At 72.8% G+C, this 18,690-nt stretch carries 21 protein-coding genes; 10 read left to right on the top strand and 11 right to left on the bottom strand.

What is annotated here, in order from left to right; translation table 11 throughout:
- Nucleotides 1-116: 116 nt before the first annotated feature.
- On the bottom strand, nucleotides 117-845 hold the full coding sequence (locus GHR20_RS08435) for a peptidyl-tRNA hydrolase (RefSeq protein WP_153812822.1): 729 nt from the start codon (nucleotides 843-845) through the stop codon (nucleotides 117-119).
- A 151-nt stretch (nucleotides 846-996) separates the two neighbouring features.
- Here GHR20_RS08435 and GHR20_RS08430 point away from each other — a divergent pair, with 151 nt between their 5' ends.
- On the top strand, nucleotides 997-1,890 hold the full coding sequence (locus GHR20_RS08430) for an ATP-binding cassette domain-containing protein (RefSeq protein WP_153812821.1): 894 nt from the start codon (nucleotides 997-999) through the stop codon (nucleotides 1,888-1,890).
- On the top strand, nucleotides 1,887-2,558 hold the full coding sequence (locus GHR20_RS08425) for an ABC transporter (protein WP_153812820.1): 672 nt from the start codon (nucleotides 1,887-1,889) through the stop codon (nucleotides 2,556-2,558). Before GHR20_RS08430 ends, GHR20_RS08425 begins: the two co-directional genes overlap by 4 nt.
- Before the next feature lie 65 nt (nucleotides 2,559-2,623).
- Here the strand turns inward: GHR20_RS08425 and GHR20_RS08420 are convergent, their stop codons facing one another.
- From GHR20_RS08420 to zapE, 7 genes are all read right to left on the bottom strand, one after another.
- Nucleotides 2,624-3,478 (bottom strand): polysaccharide deacetylase family protein, encoded by an 855-nt coding sequence (locus tag GHR20_RS08420; protein ID WP_153812819.1) that lies wholly within the window; start codon nucleotides 3,476-3,478, stop codon nucleotides 2,624-2,626.
- A gap of 149 nt (nucleotides 3,479-3,627) precedes the next feature.
- Entirely contained in the window at nucleotides 3,628-5,190 is a 1,563-nt protein-coding gene (locus tag GHR20_RS08415) for an FAD-dependent oxidoreductase (protein ID WP_153812818.1), read from the bottom strand.
- 30 nt (nucleotides 5,191-5,220) lie between these two features.
- Nucleotides 5,221-6,078 carry a PPK2 family polyphosphate kinase gene (locus GHR20_RS08410; RefSeq protein WP_148026733.1) on the bottom strand — a complete coding sequence of 286 codons (858 nt, stop codon included), beginning with the start codon at nucleotides 6,076-6,078 and terminating at the stop codon, nucleotides 5,221-5,223.
- 83 nt (nucleotides 6,079-6,161) lie between these two features.
- Nucleotides 6,162-6,761 (bottom strand): YbhB/YbcL family Raf kinase inhibitor-like protein, encoded by a 600-nt coding sequence (locus GHR20_RS08405; protein ID WP_153812817.1) that lies wholly within the window; start codon nucleotides 6,759-6,761, stop codon nucleotides 6,162-6,164.
- A 10-nt stretch (nucleotides 6,762-6,771) separates the two neighbouring features.
- On the bottom strand, nucleotides 6,772-7,830 hold the full coding sequence (locus tag GHR20_RS08400; RefSeq protein ID WP_153812816.1) for an SPFH domain-containing protein: 1,059 nt from the start codon (nucleotides 7,828-7,830) through the stop codon (nucleotides 6,772-6,774).
- A 78-nt stretch (nucleotides 7,831-7,908) separates the two neighbouring features.
- Nucleotides 7,909-8,487 carry a carbonic anhydrase gene (locus GHR20_RS08395; RefSeq protein ID WP_111581038.1) on the bottom strand — a complete coding sequence of 193 codons (579 nt, stop codon included), beginning with the start codon at nucleotides 8,485-8,487 and terminating at the stop codon, nucleotides 7,909-7,911.
- Nucleotides 8,488-8,653: 166 nt separating this feature from the next.
- Nucleotides 8,654-9,763 (bottom strand): cell division protein ZapE, encoded by a 1,110-nt coding sequence (zapE, locus tag GHR20_RS08390; protein WP_241670512.1) that lies wholly within the window; start codon nucleotides 9,761-9,763, stop codon nucleotides 8,654-8,656.
- Nucleotides 9,764-9,794: 31 nt separating this feature from the next.
- Between zapE and GHR20_RS08385 the strand changes: the two genes are divergently transcribed.
- The 8 genes from GHR20_RS08385 (at nucleotide 9,795) to GHR20_RS08350 (ending at nucleotide 16,684) form a co-directional block, all read left to right on the top strand.
- Nucleotides 9,795-10,589 (top strand): pyrimidine reductase family protein, encoded by a 795-nt coding sequence (locus GHR20_RS08385; RefSeq protein WP_153812815.1) that lies wholly within the window; start codon nucleotides 9,795-9,797, stop codon nucleotides 10,587-10,589.
- 131 nt (nucleotides 10,590-10,720) lie between these two features.
- The gene (locus tag GHR20_RS08380) at nucleotides 10,721-11,194 is read left to right on the top strand and encodes an indole-3-glycerol phosphate synthase (protein ID WP_181515972.1); all 474 of its coding nucleotides are present in this window, start codon (nucleotides 10,721-10,723) and stop codon (nucleotides 11,192-11,194) included.
- A gap of 76 nt (nucleotides 11,195-11,270) precedes the next feature.
- Entirely contained in the window at nucleotides 11,271-12,662 is a 1,392-nt protein-coding gene (gene murC / locus GHR20_RS08375; RefSeq protein WP_153812814.1) for a UDP-N-acetylmuramate--L-alanine ligase, read from the top strand.
- A 13-nt stretch (nucleotides 12,663-12,675) separates the two neighbouring features.
- Entirely contained in the window at nucleotides 12,676-13,083 is a 408-nt protein-coding gene (gene msrB, locus GHR20_RS08370; RefSeq protein WP_111581041.1) for a peptide-methionine (R)-S-oxide reductase MsrB, read from the top strand.
- 131 nt (nucleotides 13,084-13,214) lie between these two features.
- The gene (locus GHR20_RS08365) at nucleotides 13,215-14,327 is read left to right on the top strand and encodes an ABC transporter ATP-binding protein (RefSeq protein ID WP_194858841.1); all 1,113 of its coding nucleotides are present in this window, start codon (nucleotides 13,215-13,217) and stop codon (nucleotides 14,325-14,327) included.
- Nucleotides 14,324-14,980 (top strand): ABC transporter permease subunit, encoded by a 657-nt coding sequence (locus tag GHR20_RS08360; RefSeq protein WP_111581042.1) that lies wholly within the window; start codon nucleotides 14,324-14,326, stop codon nucleotides 14,978-14,980. Before GHR20_RS08365 ends, GHR20_RS08360 begins: the two co-directional genes overlap by 4 nt.
- Complete coding sequence (locus GHR20_RS08355; protein WP_111581043.1) at nucleotides 14,977-15,645, top strand: ABC transporter permease; 669 nt, start codon at nucleotides 14,977-14,979, stop codon at nucleotides 15,643-15,645. Before GHR20_RS08360 ends, GHR20_RS08355 begins: the two co-directional genes overlap by 4 nt.
- 118 nt (nucleotides 15,646-15,763) lie before the next feature.
- The gene (locus GHR20_RS08350; RefSeq protein ID WP_148023041.1) at nucleotides 15,764-16,684 is read left to right on the top strand and encodes an ABC transporter substrate-binding protein; all 921 of its coding nucleotides are present in this window, start codon (nucleotides 15,764-15,766) and stop codon (nucleotides 16,682-16,684) included.
- 71 nt (nucleotides 16,685-16,755) lie between these two features.
- On the opposite strand, the gene GHR20_RS08345 is transcribed toward GHR20_RS08350, so the two are convergent.
- The 3 genes from GHR20_RS08345 to GHR20_RS08335 all read right to left on the bottom strand — a co-directional run bounded on the left by GHR20_RS08345 (nucleotide 16,756) and on the right by GHR20_RS08335 (nucleotide 18,427).
- Nucleotides 16,756-17,211 carry a TerB family tellurite resistance protein gene (locus GHR20_RS08345; RefSeq protein WP_111581045.1) on the bottom strand — a complete coding sequence of 152 codons (456 nt, stop codon included), beginning with the start codon at nucleotides 17,209-17,211 and terminating at the stop codon, nucleotides 16,756-16,758.
- 98 nt (nucleotides 17,212-17,309) lie between these two features.
- Entirely contained in the window at nucleotides 17,310-17,750 is a 441-nt protein-coding gene (locus tag GHR20_RS08340) for a DUF6114 domain-containing protein (RefSeq protein WP_194858840.1), read from the bottom strand.
- Between the two features lie 5 nt (nucleotides 17,751-17,755).
- The gene (locus GHR20_RS08335) at nucleotides 17,756-18,427 is read right to left on the bottom strand and encodes a DUF6230 family protein (RefSeq protein WP_241670513.1); all 672 of its coding nucleotides are present in this window, start codon (nucleotides 18,425-18,427) and stop codon (nucleotides 17,756-17,758) included.
- Nucleotides 18,428-18,690 lie beyond the last annotated feature (263 nt).

Below are 18,690 nucleotides of genomic sequence, written 5' to 3'. Positions count from 1 at the left end.
GGACTTCATCGGAAAATCGCCTGTCGCATCGGCTCCCCAGTTCCGTGGCGTCCCGAGGCTCCCCGGACGACGTACGCTCTGCGCGCTGGCGCGCTGTCCCAGCTGATGTCGCCAGTTCAGGGCCGTTGCAAGCGTCCCACCGATGCGAAGTGCTCGCCGCCCTCCACTGCAACAGTCAGCCCCGGAGCGATCTCCGTGAAACCGGCGTCGCGGACCAGTGGCAGGCCGCTGTGGGTGAGGCGGGTCCAGTCGGCGGGGGTGGCGGTGCGGACGGAGAGGGGGTGGCCGGCGGCGCGCCAGGCGGCGCGGGCCGGGTCGGGCAGGGCCCACCAGGCGAGTTGGGCGGCGTGGCCGGTCTGGGCCATGGTCTTGCCGGCGGACATCGTGAGGCCGGGGTTGAGCCACAGGACGGGCGCGGTGCGGTCGGGGTCCGACGGGGGCTCGGGGTCGTCGAGTTCGGTGCCGGAGACCTGGAGCTTGGCCAGGTCCTTGGGCCAGCCGTCCAGGGGGACCGGCGGGAAGACCCGTACCTCCGCGGTCCCGCCGGTCACCGTGATCCCGGGCAGCGCCCCGGCGCGCCGCCACTCCGCGCCACGGGCCCGCCGGACCACCTTGCGGATGCGGGCGTCCTCCCAGTTCCGTACGGCCTCGGCCCACTCGCCGTCGCCGAGGGCCCGTTCGTCGCCGAGCAGCGTCAGGACCGCCCGCGCGGACGTCTCCAGGGCGTCGGTACGGGCGGGCGGCGCATCGCGTTCGAGGCGGACGACGAGCGGCAGCACGTACTGCGGGGCCTCGTCGCGCGGGGACGGAAGGGGGCGGTCGGCGGGGATCGGAACATCGCTCACGAGGGGCCACCCTACGAAGCCGGGCGCACGCCGATCAACGCGCGTCCCCCGAGGCACGGTTCACGCGCGTCCCCCATCGTGAGGACCGCATCGTGAGGACCGTCTCGCGAGGACGCCCCGCCCGGCGGGCCGTCTGAAGAAGAATGACCCCATGCACCGTGACCTGCGACTGACCGCCGTGGGCCGCCGCTACGGCGTCCGCGGCCCCTGGGTGTTACGAGGCGTCGACCTCACCGTGGCGCCCGGCACCCTGACCCGCGTGGAGGGGGCGAACGGCACCGGCAAGTCGACCCTGCTGCGACTGCTCGCCCGGCTCGACACGCCCACCGAGGGCCGGATCACCGGCCGTCCTCGCACGGCCTACGTGCCGGAGCGGTTCCCGTCCGCGCTGCCCTTCACGGCCGCCGGCTACCTGACCCGGCTCGGCACCGTCCACGGCCTGTCCCGCGCGTCCGCCGCCCGCGCCGCCGGCGCCTGGCTGGAGCGGTTCGGGGCGGCCGCGTACGCCGGCACACCGATGGCGCGGCTGTCCAAGGGGAGCAGCCAGAAGATCGCCGTCGCGCAGGCGCTGCTCGCCGATCCCGAGCTGCTGGTCCTGGACGAGGCGTGGACCGGGCTCGACGCGGACGCGCGCGACGAGCTGGAACGGGCGGTGGCCGAGCGGACCGCCGCGGGCGGGGCCGTCGTCTTCGTGGACCACGACCCGCGACGGCTGGCGGGGGCGCCGGACGCGACGTACACCGTCATCGACGGCGGGCTCACGTCCCGCGCGGACGGCGGCACTCCGGCCGCCGGGGCGCTCGCCGTCATCGTCGTACAAGGCGGCGGGCAGTTGCCGCCCGACGCGGCACGGCTCGCCGCCACCGCGGAGGAGACCGGCCCCGGCCGGCACCGGCTGACCGTCCCCGCCGCCCGCTCCGACGTCGTGCTGCGCACCCTGCTCGCGGCCCGCCCGCCCTGGCACGTCGTCAGCGTCGCACCATCCCTCGGCACCGAGCCCCCGCTCGCCGCGGAACCACCCCTCGACCCCGGGAGCCGGGCATGAGCGCACTGCTGCGTTACCACGTCGAACTGCTGCTGCGCTCGCAGCGGTGGCTGGCTCCGGTGATCCTCTACGCCGCGTTCCTCGGGGTCGGTGTGCAGAGCGGGCAGCCGGTGCTGGACTCGCTCGGGTACGCGGCGGCCGGGCTGCTGCCGGTGGCGGCCTGGCTGGTACGGATCTGCGTCACCGGGGAGCCGCCCGCCGCCCGTGCCGTCGTGGCCGCGCCGCACGGACCCGCGCGGGCGCACCTCGCCGGTCTGCTGACGGCGCTGCTCGCGGCGGCCGTCCTCGGTACGGCGGCGACGCTCGTCGTCACCCTGATCAGCGACCCGGCGAGTAACGGCGCCCAGGTCAGGGTGGACCGCCTGGGCGCCGGCGCGGCCGGTCTCGCGGCCGCGTACGTCTGCGCGCTGCTCGGCGCGGGCGTCGGCGCGCTCACCCACTGGCCGCTGCTGCGCTCCGCCGGACGCGCGGTGCCCGCGATGCTGCTGGGCGCGCTGCTGGCGACGGTGCTCGCGGGTTCCCCGGCGCAGGCGGCGGTCTCCGGCCTGGTCACCGGTTCGCGCTCCGGCCGGGTGCCGGTGCCGCTGCTGCCGCTGGCCGGGGCGGCCCTGCTGACGGCCGCGGCCTTCGCCGCGGCCTGCGCGCTCACCGCCCGCCGAACGCCCTGAGCGCCCGCCGGTCCGCGCCCCGCTCGCACGCGGAATGGCCCTGGCCTCGGCAGAAAGCCCCGGCCTCAGCGGTGGCCCTGGCTCGCGGCGATCATCTGGGAGACCTTCACGAACGTGTAGCCGCGCTTGCGCAGCTCCGGTACGACGGTGCGGACGACCTGCTCGGTGGTCGGCGCGGCGCTGCGGGTGCAGTGCATGATGACCACCGAGCCGGGCCGCACCCCGTCGAGGACCTGCTTGGCCACCGCGTCGGCGTCCGTCGCGAACGCGTCCCCGCTCACCACGTCCCACTGGATCGCGGTCATCCCGAGTCCGCTGAGCGCGCGCAGCGTCTGCTGGTCGTAGCAGCCGCCCGGGAAGCGGAAGTACGGCAGCGCGTTGCGCAGGCCCGCCGTGCGGAAGGCGGCGTACGCCCGCTCGACGTCCGCGCGGGCCCGGTCCACGCCCATGGTCGGCAGGCCGTAGCAGCTCGGGGTGAACGCGTAGTGGCTGTAGGAGTGGTTGGCGACCTCGAACTGCGGGTCGCCCCCGAGGCTGCGGGCCTCGTCCGGGTACTCCTCGGCCCACCGGCCGGTCATGAAGATGGTCGCGGGCACCTTCAGCGTGTGCAGGGCGCCGATCAGACCGGGGTTGTCGAAGCGCTCGCCGGAGGCGGCGCGGGGCCCCTCGTCGGCGGTCATGTCGGCGTCGAAGGTGAACGCCACGATCTTGCCCTTGTCGCGCGGGCCGTGTTCGAAGACCGGGGTGAGGCCGCCGGGACCCGGGGTGAGCACGGGCGGGCGGGTGGCGGACGGGGAGACGGAGACGGGGGACCTGGCCGGGGCCGGACGGGTGCTGCCCGTGGGGCCCGCGGTCCCGCAGGCGGCGAGGGCCGCGCCCAGGGCACAAGCGGCGGTCATACGGCGTACTAGTCGGATCACCCTACGAACGTAGGGCTATGTGTTGGTTTATATGGCGATATGCCCCGTGGCGCGGCGGTACGGTCACCCGCGCGGCCGTCGCTCCGGGGCCACCCCGGGGTCCACCCGGCGCCCCGCCCCGGGGTCCACCCGGCGCCCCGCCCCAGGGTTCACTCGGCGTCCCGCTCCGGGTCGTCCGCCGCCACGCCCGGGGCCGGTTCGAGGTCCCGCTGCTCCAGCGGCCGTACCGCGGGCCCCTCCAACACCCGCCCGTCGACATCGAAGCGGGAGCCGTGGCAGGGGCATTCCCAGGCGCGCTCGGCACGGTTGAAGGCGACCAGGCAGCCCAGATGGGTGCAGCGGGCCGAGACGGCGTGCAGCGCGCCCGCGTCGTCGCGGTGCACGGCGAACCGCTGCTCACCGGCCCGGACCAGCGCGCCGTCGCCCGGTGCCAGGCCGTCGAGGTCGACCGAAGGCTTCAGCCGGTCGCCGACGAAGTGCCGGGCCACCTCGGCCTGCGTCCTGAGCAGCGCGGGCGCCTCGCGCACCACGGACTTCAGGCGCCGGGGGTCGTACAGCTCCCGCCAGGGGCTGTCCCGGCCGGTGATCAGCGCGGTCAGCAGCAGCCCGGCCATGATGCCGCCGCTCAGCCCCCAGCCGCCGAAGCCGGTGGCCACATAGGTGTGCCGGGCGCCCGGATGCAGCGGGCCGACCAGCGGCACGGTGTCGGTGGCGTCGCTGTCCTGGGTCGCCCAGGCGTGGTCGAGGCGCACCCCGGGGAAGTGCCGCTCGGCCCACGCGGCCAGCCCGTCGAGGGCGGCTCCCGGGTCGCCGGTGCCCGGTGTGAAGTGCTCCCCGGTGACCACCAGCAGCCGTCCGCCGTCGTACGGCGCGGTCCGCACCGAACGGGTGTTCTCCTCGGGCGTGATGTACATGCCCCCGGGGTCGGGCCCGTCGCCCAGCGGCCCGGCGACGACCAGCTCCCGGCGCGGATGCAGCCGGGCGAACAGCAGGGCGCGGTCGAACACCGGATAGTGCGTGGCGACGACGACGTCCCGGGCGGTGACGGTACGGCCCGTCTCCGTCGTCAGCCTGCACGGCCCGGACGCACCGCCCTCGTCCAGGCCGACGACCCGGGTGCCCTCGTACACCCGGCCGCCGCGCGCGATCAGGTCCTCGGTGAGCGCCCGCAGGTATTTCACCGGGTGGTACTGCGCCTGACCGGTCACCCGCACCGCGCCCGCCACCGGGAACGGCAGCCCGGTCTCCGTGGTGAACGACGCGTCCAGTCCCGCCTCCCGCGCGGCCCGCGCCTCCGCCCGCACCTCGTCCGCCCGCTCCGGGTCCCGCACATAGGTGTACGCGTCCCGGGTCTCCCAGTCGCAGTCGGCGCCCCACCCGGCCACCAGGTCCGCCGCGTGCGCGATCGCCTCCGACTGCGAACGGGCGTACAGCCGCGCCCCCTCGGGCCCCCGGGTGCGCCGCAGCCGGTCGTAGATCAGCGTGTGCTGGGCGGTCAGCTTGGCCGTGGTGTGTCCGGTGACCCCGGCCGCCACCCGCCCGGCCTCCAGTACGACGACCCGCAGCCCGGCCCTGGCCAGCTCGTAGGCGGTGCTCAGCCCGGCCATCCCGGCACCGATCACGGCGACGTCGGCCTCGGTGTCCTCGATGAGGGCGGGGTGGGCGGGTCCGGGCGCGGTGCCCAGCCAGTACGACTCGGTGATCTTGCGCATGCCCGCCGGGTACCCCTGGGCGGGGGCGGCTCACGTCTCCGTCAGCAGCCGCTCCCGGCACTCGGCCAGATCGTAGGGGGAGCGCGGATATCTGGGGTCCAGCTCCCGCAGGTGTTCGAGGAGCAGGCGGCCGACGGCCCAGTTCCGGTACCACTTGTGGTCGGCGGGGACCACGTACCAGGGCGCGGCGGCGCAGTGTCCGAGGGCCAGCTCGTACGCCTCCTGGTAGGCGGGCCACAGGGCGCGCTCGTCGATGTCGGAGGGGGCGAACTTCCAGCGCTTGTCCGGGCGGTCGAGGCGGCGCAGCAGCCGGCGGCGCTGCTCCGCGTAGGACAGGTGGAGGAAGCACTTGACGACGGTCACCCCGTCCTCGGCGAGGGCGCGCTCGAAGTCGTTGATCAGGCCGTAGCGGCTGCCGATCTCGGCGGGCGGCACCAGGTGCCGGACGCGGGCGACCAGGACGTCCTCGTAGTGCGAGCGGTCGAAGATGCCGATCTCACCGGGCTGGGGGAGCGCCTGCCGCACCCGCCACAGGAAGTCGTGCCGCAGCTCCTCGGCGGTGGGCGCCTTGAAGGCCCGGATGCGGCAGCCCGAGGGGTTGAGGTGGCCGATCACATGCTTGACCGTGCCGCCCTTGCCGCTGGTGTCCATCCCCTGGAGCACCAGCAGTACCCGGCGCCGGTCGCCCGCGGTGCCCGCCGCCCACAGCCGTTCCTGGAGCCCGGCCAGTTCGTCGCCCATGCGTTCGGCGTCGGCGAGCGAGGCGTGTTTGCCGCCGGGGGCGCCCGGCGCGGCCCCCGGGTCGTGCGCCGCCAGGTCGACGGTCCCGCCCGGTGGCAGGCGCAGCAGCTGCCGTAGATCCGTCGTCGCCGCGGGTTTCTTCGCCACGGGCGCCCCTTCCTGACAGGTGTTCTTCGGGCGTTCTTCGCCGGTCGTGTCCGCCGTACCCGGGTCGCCGGCCCGGGAACCGCTCAGTGGCCGTAGCGGCCGGTCAGGGTGCCGGTGGCGAGGGTGTGGCCGGACAGGGCGCGGCGCAGGGCGTCGGGGGAGGCGCCGGGGGAGAGGGGCGGGCGGCGGTCGGTGGCGTAGACGGTGAGGACGTAGCGGTGCGGGTGGTCGCCGCGCGGCGGGCAGGGACCGCGGTAGCCGGACTTCCCGAAGCTGTTGCGGCCCTCGGCGGCGCCGTGCGGGTGCGCCCCGGCGGACAGCCGGCGGGTGCCCGCGTCGAGGTCCCAGATCAGCCAGTGGGTGAACGTGCCGCCCGGTGCGTCGAGGTCGCGCACCGTCACGGCCAGGGAGTCCGTGCCCGCGGGCACGGAGGACAGGGCGAGCGGGGGTGAGACGTCCGCGCCGTCGCAGGTGAAGCGGCGCGGGACGGTGCCGCCGTCGGCGTAGGCCGTGCTCGTCACCGTGATCCGGCGGGCGGCGGGGGCCGTGGCCGCCGTGTCCGCCGTACCCCTCGTAGCCGTCGTGTCCGTGGGCGAGGCGGCACCGGTCGCGTGGCCGGTGCCGCCTCCGCAGCCCGTGACGGCGGCCAGGCAGACCGCCGCGATCGCCAGACTCTTGCGCATGCCCGGCAGGCTAGTCGGGGCGGGCGCCCCGGCCGGGGTCCGGCGCGAGGGGGTGATGGGCGGTCTCGGGGCCGGGGGCCGGTACGCCGTCGAGGTCCGGGGCCGGTGCTCGGTCGGGGGCGAGGTCCGGGGCCCGCGCCGGCTCACCGTTCGGGGCGATCTCCTCGGGGGCGAGCTGGGGGGCGGCCTCCTGGAGGCCGACCCTATGGGGGCCCTGCTCCAGCTCCGGTTCCGGCTCCGGATCGAGCTGCCGTTCCGGCTCCTGTTGCCGCGGCGGGCGCGTGGCCGTCTCTCCGTTCGGCGTGTCCCCCCGGTTCCCCCGCTCCAGGAAGTGCAGCAGCTCGACCGGGATCGGCAGGACCAGCGTGGAGTTCTTCTCGGCGGAGACCGCCATCACCGTCTGGAGCAGGCGCAGCTGGAGCGCGGCCGGGGTGCCGGACATCTGCTGGGCGGCCTCGGCGAGCTTCTTGGACGCCTGGAGCTCGGCGTCGGCGTTGATGATCCGGGCCCGGCGCTCCCGGTCCGCCTCGGCCTGGCGGGCCATGGACCGCTTCATCGTGTCGGGCAGCGAGACGTCCTTGATCTCGACCCGGTCGACCTGGATGCCCCAGCCCACGGCCGGGCTGTCGATCATCAGCTCCAGGCCCTGGTTGAGCTGCTCGCGGTTGGAGAGCAGATCGTCCAGGTCGCTCTTGCCGATGATCGACCGCAGCGAGGTCTGCGCCATCTGCGAGACGGCGAACTTGTAGTCCTCGACCTTGATCAGCGCGCTCGCCGCGTCGACCACCCGGAAGTAGACGACCGCGTCCACCCGCACGGTGACGTTGTCGCGGGTGATGCCCTCCTGGGCGGGGATCGGCAGCGTGACGATCTGCATGTTGACCTTCGCCAGCCGGTCCACGAAGGGAATGATCAGCGTGAGACCCGGCGGCCGTACGTCACCGGCGACCCGGCCGAGCCGGAACAGCACCCCGCGTTCGTACTGCTTGATCACGCGGGCCGCCATCCCCATGTACACCAGGGCGACGCACACCAGCGCGACGATCGCCCCCACCAGCTCCGGGACCATGACGACCTCCTCACCCAGAGGTCTGATGCACTATTTCGTCTGTCGATGCAACGATATGCCTTTTTTGACCGAAGGGGATCAGAGGGATTCGAAGGTGTCCGTCTCCGCCCGGTGGGCCCGCACCGCGCCGGTGTGCACCTCGTAGTACCAGCCGTGCAGCCCCAGCCGGCCCGCGGCGAGGCCACGCTCCACGCACGGGTACGAGCGCAGCCGCAGCAGCTGGGTCAGCACATGGCACCGCACGGCCTCGGCGACCTCCGGGTCCTCCGGCGCGCCGGACGGGCGCGGGGCGGCATGCGCCAGCCAGTCGCGCACGGCCGGCACGGCGGTCAGGTCGTCGCCCCGCACCAGCGCGCCGACGGCGCCGCAGTGCGAGTGGCCGCAGACCACGATGTCGCGGACGCCCAGCACCTCCACCGCGTACTCGATGGTGGCCGCCTCGCTGGTGGGGTGGGCGGAGGTGTGCGGCGGCACGATGTTGCCCGCCGTGCGCAGCTCGAACAGCTGGCCGGGGCGGGCGCCGGTGATCAGGGCCGGGACGACCCGGGAGTCGGAGCAGGTGATGAACAGCACCTGCGGGGACTGGCCGGCGCCGTGCCGGGCGAAGTCCTCGGGGCGGTCGCCGAAGCTGCGGGCGTTGTCGATGAGGGGCTGCACAGGGGGTCCATCCATGCCTCTCGTCCGGGCCAACCATTGGTCAATGGAAGGTCAAGAAAGACATTAGCGCGGCAAAGCCCCCCACGGGAGGAAATTCACCCCATGGGGGGACGCAAGCCCCGGTCAGGGACTGGCGAGCCCCTGCTCGCGGACCTGCGCGCCCTGCTCAGGAGCCGACGAGCCCCTTCGCGTCCCGGGCGAGCGCCGTGAGGCGGGATATCGCGCGGAAGTACTTCTTGCGGTACCCGCCGTTCAGCATCTCCTCGCTGAACAGCTTGTCGAACGGCAGTCCGGACGCCAGGACCGGGACCTCGCGGTCGTAGAGCCGGTCCGCGAGCACCACCAGGCGCAGCGCCGTGGACTGGTCCGGCACCGGGCGCACATCGGTGAGGCAGACCGCCCTCAGGTCGTCGGTCAGCGCGCCGTACCGGCTCGGGTGCACCTTGGCCAGGTGCTCCAGCAGATGCGGGAAGTCGTCGAGGGAGGCACCCTGCGTGCCGTACGCCGCCTTGGTCACCTGCTCGTCGGTGAACGGCGCCGGTGCCTCGGGCAGGCCCCGGTGGCGGTAGTCCTCGCCGTCGATGCGCAGGGCGCGGAAGTGGGCGGACAGGCCCTGGATCTCGCGCAGGAAGTCGGCGGCCGCGAACCGGCCCTCGCCCAGCTTGCCGGGCAGGGTGTTGGAGGTGGCGGCGAGCGCGACACCGGCCTCGACCAGCTTGCCGAGCAGCGTGGAGACGAGCACCGTGTCGCCCGGGTCGTCCAGCTCGAACTCGTCGATGCACAGCAGCCGGTGCTCGGACAGAGTGCGCACGGTCTGCTGGAAGCCGAGGGCGCCGACCAGGTTGGTCAGCTCCACGAAGGTGCCGAACGCCTTGCGGGAGGGCTCGGCGGGGGTGGCGTGCCACAGGGAGGCGAGCAGATGGGTCTTGCCGACGCCGTAGCCGCCGTCGAGGTAGACGCCGCGGGGGCCCGCCGGGGTCCTGGGCGCCTTGGCCCGGCCGAAGCCGAGGAAGCCGCGCCGGCCCGCGCCCAAGGCGTGCGCCCCGCCGAGCCCGGCCGCGAAGCCCTCCAGGACCGTGACGGCCTCGGTCTGGCTGGGCTGGTTCGGGTCCGGTATGTACGTCGAGAAGCGGACCGAGTCGAAGCGCGGTGGCGGCACCATCTCGGCGACGAGGCGGTCCGCGGGGACGTGCGGCTCGCGCTCGCAGAGGGAGAGGGGGCCCGCTGCGGTCAGGGCGCTGGATCCGGGGGCGGTGGTGGAGGACGACACGGTCATCCATGTTAAGCGCCGTGTCACACTGCACGACATGCGACGCCTGTTCCCTGTGACCGACGAGACACCAGCCCAGGCTTCCGGCGGAGGTGAGAGCGGCGCCGCGGGCGCCGGCCGCGAGTGGGGCCTCGCCGAACTGGCCGCCGCCTACGCCTACCCGGCGCGCCGGCCCTGGCTGCGCGGCAACATGGTGTCCTCGCTGGACGGCGCCGCCCAGCACGACGGCCGCTCCCAGCCCCTCTCCAGCGCCACCGACATGCGGATCTTCGGCACGCTGCGGGCGCTCGCGGATGTCGTGGTCGTCGGCGCAGAAACGGTACGGCAGGAGGGGTACCGCCCGGCCCGCGCGCGGGCGGAGTTCGCCGCCGCGCGCGAGGCGGCAGGGCAGCGCCCCGCACCGGCCGTCGCGGTCGTCACCGCGAGCCTCGACCTGGACTTCTCGCTCCCGCTGTTCACCTCGCCCCTGGTGCCCACGCTGATCCTGACCGGCGCCGCGGCCGCGCCCGAGAGGGTCACCGCCGCCGAGAAGGCCGGCGCCCGGGTCGTCGTGGCCGGTGAGGGCATGGGCGTCGACCCCGAGCGCGCCGTCCGCGCCCTCGCCGGGCTCGGCCACCAGAGGCTGCTCACCGAGGGCGGCCCCCGGCTGCTCGGCCAGCTGATCGCCGCCGAGGTGCTGGACGAGCTGTGCCTGACCCTCTCGCCGACGCTCACCGCGGGGGACGCGCAGCGCGTCGCCGGGGGGCCGTCGGTCGCCGTGCCGCGCCGATTCGAACTCGTGTCCCTCCTGGAGGAGGACGGATTTCTGTTCGGTCGCTACCGCAGGCCCTGAAATCAGCGGAATCTGCCGTTCCGGTTGGACTTCGGCGGGCACACTAAGACCCGCGGTACCCGTGCAGGCGCGGGGGAAAATGGTTTCCGCAGGGGCCCGGCACACGGCCCACGGAGGAGAAGAGGCGTTTGGTGTTCACGAGCGTACTGATGATCGAGAAGGCGATGACGTCCGCGGACGTCGAGTTCGTCACCACCTTGCACGGCGACGAGCCGGTCGCCTTCCATGTGCTTCTCCAGCCGCGCGGGGACCAGGCGGACCGCCTGCTGCGGGCCATCGACGACATCGCGCTCGGCGAACTCGACGAGGCGGTGCGCGAGCACGAGACCCCGGAGGGGGAGGACGCGCGCAGCGTCGGCCGGCAGGCCCTGGACGTCTCCGTCGCCGCCCTGCGGGCCTCCGGCAGCGTGGCCGAAGGCCGGCTGGTCGAGGACCATCCGCTGGACGCGCTGAAGTCGATGGTGGCGGAGGTGGGCGCGGACGAGGTGATCGTGCTCACCGATCCGCACTACGTGGAGGAGTTCTTCCACCGGGACTGGGCCTCGCGGGCCCGGCACAAGGTGGGGGTGCCGGTGCTGAAGCTGTTCTCCCACAGCAAGGCGTAGGGGCTTCGCCGCGGGCGGGGGCCGAGCGCATAGGCTAGGCCCCGCTTCAGCTCGTACCGTCTCTGGGGAGAAACGCATGGCACCCGGCATTCCTACCGCCATGGACCGACCGCACTTCATCGGCATCGGCGGCGCCGGAATGTCGGGGATCGCGAAGATCCTCGCGCAGCGCGGGGCCGAGGTCGCCGGCAGCGACGCCAAGGACTCGGCGACCGCGCGGGCGCTGCGGGAGCTCGGGGTCACCGTGCGCCTCGGGCACGCCGCCGGACACCTCGCCGACGACGCCAGCTGCGTCGTCGTCTCCTCGGCGATCCGCGAGGACAACCCGGAGCTGGTCCGCGCCGCCGAGCTGGGCATCCCGGTCGTGCACCGCTCGGACGCGCTGGCCGCGCTGATGACGGGGCTGCGCCCGATCGCCGTGGCCGGCACGCACGGCAAGACGACCACCACCTCGATGCTGGCCGTCTCGCTCGGCGAGCTGGGCCTGAAGCCGTCGTACGCCATCGGCGGCGACCTGGACGCGCCCGGCTCCAACGCGCTGCACGGCGCCGGTGACATCTTCGTCGCCGAGGCGGACGAATCGGACCGCAGCTTCCACACGTACGCGCCCGAGGTCGCCATCGTCCTCAACGTCGAGCTGGACCACCACGCCAACTACGCCTCGATGGACGAGATCTTCGAGTCCTTCGAGATCTTCGCCGGCAAGATCGTGCCCGGCGGCACCCTGGTGATCTCCGCCGACCACGAGGGCGCCCGCGAGCTGACCCGGCGGCTGGCCGGATCGGTGCGGACGGTCACGTACGGCGAGGCCGCGGACGCCGACGTGCGGGTCACCGCCATCGTCCCGCAGGGCCTGAAGAGCCTGGTCACCGCGGTGATCGACGGGGCGGAGCTGACCTTCGCGGTCTCCGTGCCCGGCCGGCACTACGCGCTCAACGCCGTCGCCGCGCTCGCCGCCGGTGCCGCGCTCGGCATCCCCGCCGCCGAGCTGGCGCCCGCCATCGCCGCCTACACCGGCGTCAAGCGGCGCCTCCAGCTCAAGGGCGAGGCCGCCGGGGTGCAGGTGATCGACTCCTACGCGCACCACCCCACCGAGATGACCGCGGACCTGGAGGCCATGCGGGGCGCCGCCGGGGACGCCCGCATCCTCGTCGTCTTCCAGCCGCACCTGTTCTCCCGCACCCAGGAGCTGGGCAAGGAGATGGGCGAGGCCCTGGCGCTCGCCGACGCCTCGGTGGTCCTGGACATCTACCCGGCCCGCGAGGACCCGATCCCGGGCATCACCAGCGAGCTGATCATCGAGGCCGCGCGCGCCGCGAACGCCGAGGTCACCGCGGTGCACGACAAGGCGGAGATCCCGGCCGTGATCGCGGGAATGGCCGGGCCCGGTGATCTCGTTCTCACCATGGGCGCGGGCGATGTGACCGACCTGGGCCCGCTGATCCTGGACCGCCTGTCGCAGCAGTAAGGGGCTGAGACCCATGTCGTACGACATCGAGAAGCCGGACGAGCAGTGGCGCGCGGAGCTGAGTCCGGGCGAGTACGCGGTGCTGCGCCAGGCCGGGACCGAGCCCGCCTTCGCCGGTGAGTACACGGACACCACGGCCAAGGGCGTCTACTCCTGCCGCGCCTGCGGGGCCGAACTGTTCACCTCGGAGACCAAGTTCGCCTCGCACTGCGGCTGGCCGTCCTTCTTCGACCCGAAGGACACCGACGCCGTGGAGCTGATCGAGGACCGCTCGCACGGGATGGTCCGCACCGAGGTGCGCTGCGCCCGCTGCGGCTCGCACCTCGGGCATGTCTTCGCGGGGGAGGGGTATCCGACCCCCACCGACCAGCGGTACTGCATCAACTCGATCTCGCTGAGGCTGGCGCCCGAGGAGGGCTGACCCGCCTCGCACAGGCCGGATGAGCCGGGCCGTTGCCGTCTAGACTCTCGCGGCAGCGGCCCGCGCGTCGTCGGCCGAACCGTGGCCGCGGGCGGGCGGAGAGCTGTCAGACCCGAAGGGTGTTCGGCGTTTTGATACGGATAGATGCAGTCACGAAGCGGTACGACGACGGTACGGTCGCGGTCGACCGGCTGTCGCTGGAGATACCGGACCGGGCGATCACCGTCCTCGTCGGGCCCTCCGGCTGCGGCAAGACGACGACCCTGCGGATGATCAACCGGATGGTGGAGCCCACCGAGGGCAGCATCCTCCTGGATGGCGCGGACATCCGCCGCCAGCCGGTCAACTCCCTGCGGCGTTCGATGGGGTACGTCATCCAGAACGCGGGGCTCTTCCAGCACCGCACCATCCTCGACAACATCGCCACCGTGCCCCGGCTGCTCGGCTGGAACAAGCAGAAGGCGCGCGAGCGGGCCGCGGAACTGATGGAGCGGGTCGGCCTGGACACCGCCCTCGCGCGGCGCTATCCGTACCAGCTCTCCGGCGGCCAGCAGCAGCGCGTCGGCGTGGCCCGCGCGCTCGCCGCCGATCCGCCGGTGCTGCTGATGGACGAGCCGTTCTCCGCCGTCGACCCCGTGGTCCGCAAGGGACTCCAAGACGAACTGCTGCGCATCCAGGACGAGTTGGGCAAGACGATCGTCTTCGTCACGCACGACATCGACGAGGCGATCAAGCTGGGCACCATGGTCGCCGTGCTGCGCGAGGGCGGCCGGCTGGCCCAGTTCGCGCCGCCGGCCGAGATGCTCAGCGCACCCGCCGACGCCTTCGTGGAGGACTTCCTCGGCGCCGACCGGGGCATCCGGCGGCTGTCCTTCTTCCCGTCCGACGCGCTGGAGCTCGCGACCGCGCCGCTCGTCCCGCTCGACGCGGACGCGGAGCGGCTCGCCGCCGCGGCCGACGCCCCCTACCTCCTGGTCACCGACGCCGACGGCCGGCCGCTCGGCTGGGCCGAGCCCGGCGCTCCGCTGGACCGGGACCGGCTCCTGGACCACGGGCGGCCGTTCCGGCCCGGCACCGACTCGCTGCGCACCGCCCTGGACGGGGCCGTGCTGTCGCCGACCGGATGGGCGGTCGCCGTGGACGGCGAGGGGCGCGCCGTGGGCGTCGTCTCGCAGCAGACCATCGGGGAGGCGATCCGCACGGCGCACGGCCGGGCCGGCGCCGGAGTGAAGGCCGCCCGGTGAACGGCTTCTTCGATCTGCCGAGCGACCTCCAGTACACCTACCTCGGTCTCGTCGGACTGCATCTGCGCGAGGCGCTGATCCCGGTGCTGGCCGGGCTGGTCGTCGCGCTGCCCGTCGCCCAGCTGTGCGCCCGCTTCCGCTGGATCTACCCGCCCGTGCTCGGTCTGACCACCGTGCTCTACTCCATCCCCTCGCTCGCCTTCTTCGTCGTCCTCATCGACTACTTCGGGCAGAGCGAGACCACGGTGATGATCCCGCTCGCGGTCTACAGCCTGGTGGTGCTGGTCCCCGGCATCGTGGACGGCGTCCGCTCGGTGCCGCAGGAGACACTGGCCGCCGCCGAGGCGATGGGCTTCGGCCCGCTGCGCCGCTATCTCCAGGTCCAGCTCCCCATCGCCGCACCGGCGATCATCGCGGGCCTGCGGGTGGCGGTCATCTCCAGCCTGTCCCTGGTCAGCGTCGGCATGCTCATCGGCAACCAGGGCGCCCTGGGCAACATGCTCTACGACGCCAACACCTACCACCGGCCCGCCCTGGCCGTTAACTCGGTCCTGACCACGGCGGTGCTGGGCGTCCTCGCCGATGCCCTGCTGGTCCTCCTGCGCCGACTGCTGACCCCCTGGATGCCGACGAGGAAGGCCACCGCCCGGTGAACGTACTGAACCTCGTCCACGCCTTCTTCGGCGACGGCGCCCACTGGCACGGCTACGACGGCATACCGGCCCGGCTCGCCGAGCACGTCACCTACTCGCTGGAGGCGCTGCTGATCGCCGCCGTGATCGGGCTGCCCGTCGGCCTGGTCACCGGACACTACGGCCGGGGCGGCAACGCGCTCGCGCTGATCGCCACCGCCGGGCGGGCGCTGCCCAGCTTCGGGCTGCTGGTGCTGATGGTCCTGTGGATCGGGCTCGGCCTGGTGCCGGTGATGATCCCGCTGGTGGTGCTCGCCGTACCGCCGATCCTGGTCACCACCTACGAGGCGGTGCGCACCGTCGACCCGTCCCCGGTGGACGCGGCCCGGGGGATGGGGATGTCGGAGGGGCGGGTGCTGTTCCGGGTCGAGGTGCCGGTCGCGCTGCCGCTGATCTTCTCCGGGCTGCGCACGGCGGCCGTGCAGATCATCTCCACCGCGACCATCGCGGCGTACGTCGGTCTCGGCGGGCTCGGCCGGTACATCATCGACGGCCTCTACCAGCGCGACTACGAGAAGGTCGTGGGCGGCGCGGCCCTGGTCGCCGGGCTGGCCCTGGTGACCCTCCTGCTGTTCTGGGCGGCCGCCCGGGTCACCGTGTCACGCGGGGTGCGCCGAAGCACCTGACCGGCCGGCCGTTCCCCTTCGTTTCCCTTCATCAAGTTCTTTGCCCTTCATCAAGAATGCGTTACAAGAGCCGGGCGCGCCGTTGACGCGGTGTCGAGCCCGTGGATTGGATCAGGTAGTGACTTCAACAAGCCAGATCAGCAGGTCCATACGGAGGAACCGGGGCGCGGCGGCGGCGGTCGCGCTCGCGACGGCGACGGCCCTGCTCGCGGGCTGCTCCGCCAAGTCCGGCGGCGTGGTCGTCGGCTCCAACAACTTCCCCGAGAGCAACCTGCTCGCCGACATCTACGGCGAGGCGCTCAAGGCCAAGGGGATCGACGTCACGTACAAGCCGAACATCGGCAGCCGCGAGACCACCTACGGGCTGCTGAAGAACGGCTCCGTCGCGGTGCTGCCCGAGTACAACGGGGCGCTGCTGGCCTACCTCGACTCCAAGGCGACGCCGAAGAGCGCCGAGGAGACCACGGCGGCCATCAAGGCCAAGCTCGCCGCCAAGCTGACGCTGCTCGACCCGTCGGCGGCGCAGGACAAGGACTCCCTCGCGGTCAACGCGGAGACGGCGCGCAAGTACCACCTCACCGCGGACTCCAGCGCCGCCGACCTGAAGGCCGTCGCCAAGAACCTGGTGATCGGGGGCTCGCCGGAGTTCCAGACCCGGCAGCAGGGCCTGGTGGGCCTGAAGTCCGTCTACGGCCTCGACTTCAAGTCCTTCAAGGCGCTGGACGCGGGCGGCACGCTCACCCAGACGGCGCTGAAGAAGAACGACGTCCAGGTCGCCGACCTCTTCAGCACCGACCCCACCATCGCCAAGGAGAAGTTCGTCGTCCTCAAGGACCCCCAGAACCTCTTCGGCTTCCAGAACATCCAGCCGGTCGTCTCCAAGACGGCTCTCCCCAAGAAGGGCGTCGCCGCTCTGAACGCGGTCTCCGCCAAGCTCGACACCACGACCCTGCTGAACCTGGACACCCAGGTTCAGCTCCAGCACAAGGACCCGCTGGACGTGGCGAAGGCGTGGCTGAAGTCGGCGGGGCTCGACTGACGCGCGGGCGACACGAAGGGCGGGGCGCGGCCGGGAGTTCCCGGCCGCGCCCCGCCCTCGTACTCGGTCCGTCAGAGGTCGAACTCGTGCGGCGGGAGCTCCAGGGTGAAGCACGCCTCGCGGACGACGGCCTGCTCGGTCTTGTCGAAGTCGCCGTCGGCGCCGCCGATGACGATGCCGATCTGGATGACGGCGCGGGCCTCGGCGGGCTTCTTCTTGGCCTTGGCGATCTCCTGGAGGACGCTCACCTTGCCGAAGGCGAAGTCGGTGGTGAGCTTGTTCAGATTGTCCTCGAAGCGGCGGCGCAGGTCGTCCGCCGGGAAGTTCCCGAGCACCTCATTGGTGGCGATGAGCTGGGCCACCCGCTGGCGCTCGGAGGGGTCGACGGTGCCGTCCGCGGCGGCCACCAGGGCGCACATGGCCATGCTCGCGTCCCGGAAGGCGCCGCTCTTCAGGTCGTTCTTCTTCGCCACCAGCTGGTTCTGCATCTGCGACGCGGATTCCTTGACGCGGTCCCACAGGGCCATGCTCGCTCCTCATATCAACGGCAGGTGCCCCGCGGCACCCACCGGCAACTTCTACAACACCGTAGAAACTGACGGTGGGGCCGGAAAGTTCCGGGGCGTCATACCGCGCTCGTCCCGGCCTCCTCGGCGCGGGCCCGTGCCAGGCGGCGGCGCTCGCGGCGGCCCGTCCGGGGCTCCTGGTCCGGCAGCCAGCCGAAGGCGAGGCAGCTGCCGACGACTCCGAGCAGCAGGCCGATGAAGAAGCCGCCCAGGTTGGACGTGACCCAGGTGCCCAGCGACGCCAGCACCCCGACGATGGAGTAGAAGAGCCGCTGCGCGGGGTTGAAGAGGACCAGCAGGCCCAGCAGCGCCATCAGGCCGGGCAGCAGATAGCCGGCGAGCCCCTGCATGCCGATGTGCATCACGACCTTCAGCGATGCCTTCTCGGTCAGCAGGATCTCGCCGCCGCCCAGGGCGAGCAGCAGCCCGCCCCAGAAAGGACGGCGGGCCCGCCAGGACCGGAAGGAGCGCCGGGCACCCGGTCGGGCGTCGTCCGTCACGGTGCTCAGCAACCCGAGTCGCTGAAGCGCAGCTTGAGACCGGGCAGCTTGAACACTCCTGCCGTGGTCGCGTAGTTGGTCTGCCGCAGCTGGTCGATGTGCACGCTGTCGGCCTGCTGGCTGAAGACGCCGATCGGGCCCTTCGCGTTGGCCTTGGTCAGCGTGCTCGCGTCGTTGCCGATCTCGATGTGGTTGAACGACGCGTCACCCGACATCTCGGTGGAGTCGGTGGTCAGATCGGACGCGCTGACCTTGGTGGCGCCGCTGCCCGCGGTGATCAGCAGGTTGGTGCCGCCGAGGTCGACGCTCTGGCACAGCTTGGTGAGTGTCGCCTTCTTGATCGCCGAGGTGACGATGAGCTCCTGGCCACCGGTGTCACCGGCGTTGGGGCTGCCGTCGGCCATGTTGTCCAGGCCGCCGAACTGCTCGAAGCCGGTGCCGTCCAGCTGGCTGGCGGTGACCGTGAACGGCATGCCGGAGATGGCGAACTGCACGCCCAGCGCGCCCTGCGCGGTGAAGACCGCGAGGCCGGCGGCGATGAGGGTGGCGGGCACCGCCATCACCGCGGCGCGACGGGCCCGGACCCGGCCCCGTCTCTCGGTCGCGGTGCTGCTCGGCGCTTCGGACGGGGAAGCGCTTTCCCGGTACTCGGGGGTGTTGCCGGTGGACGAGGCCATGTCTGCTCCCATGGGCATGGATCAATGCGGGTTGGGCTTCAGTGGCGCGATGTCCTGGCGCGGACAGCGGCCGCCGCGGACGCCTCCTCGCACTCCCGGCGGGTGCAAGGGCTTTCTCGTTACGCGGCGGTAGCCTTTCGAGGAAGTTACCGCCGGTTACATTTTGGGGTCAAGGGAGATGTGAAAAAAGGGTGTCGACGGTGCGTACGAGCCCTGCGAACGCTCAACTTCCCCTGTGTACAGATGGGTTGAGCGGTCCGAAG

This window comes from Streptomyces sp. SUK 48, assembly GCF_009650765.1.
GTDB lineage: Bacteria > Actinomycetota > Actinomycetes > Streptomycetales > Streptomycetaceae > Streptomyces.
This window is presented reverse-complemented; position numbering and strand designations above follow the sequence as displayed.

Bases quoted from the DNA above. Each gene is read 5' to 3' on its own strand.
- GHR20_RS08430 (WP_153812821.1), top strand. From the start codon at position 997: ATGCACCGTGACCTGCGACTGACCGCCGTGGGCCGCCGCTACGGCGTC.
- GHR20_RS08425 (WP_153812820.1), top strand. From the start codon at position 1,887: ATGAGCGCACTGCTGCGTTACCACGTCGAACTGCTGCTGCGCTCGCAG.
- GHR20_RS08415 (WP_153812818.1), bottom strand. From the start codon at position 5,190: ATGCGCAAGATCACCGAGTCGTACTGGCTGGGCACCGCGCCCGGACCC.
- GHR20_RS08405 (WP_153812817.1), bottom strand. From the start codon at position 6,761: ATGCGCAAGAGTCTGGCGATCGCGGCGGTCTGCCTGGCCGCCGTCACG.
- GHR20_RS08400 (WP_153812816.1), bottom strand. From the start codon at position 7,830: ATGGTCCCGGAGCTGGTGGGGGCGATCGTCGCGCTGGTGTGCGTCGCC.
- zapE (WP_241670512.1), bottom strand. From the start codon at position 9,763: ATGACCGTGTCGTCCTCCACCACCGCCCCCGGATCCAGCGCCCTGACC.
- GHR20_RS08385 (WP_153812815.1), top strand. From the start codon at position 9,795: ATGCGACGCCTGTTCCCTGTGACCGACGAGACACCAGCCCAGGCTTCC.
- murC (WP_153812814.1), top strand. From the start codon at position 11,271: ATGGCACCCGGCATTCCTACCGCCATGGACCGACCGCACTTCATCGGC.
- msrB (WP_111581041.1), top strand. From the start codon at position 12,676: ATGTCGTACGACATCGAGAAGCCGGACGAGCAGTGGCGCGCGGAGCTG.
- GHR20_RS08345 (WP_111581045.1), bottom strand. From the start codon at position 17,211: ATGGCCCTGTGGGACCGCGTCAAGGAATCCGCGTCGCAGATGCAGAAC.
- GHR20_RS08335 (WP_241670513.1), bottom strand. From the start codon at position 18,427: ATGGCCTCGTCCACCGGCAACACCCCCGAGTACCGGGAAAGCGCTTCC.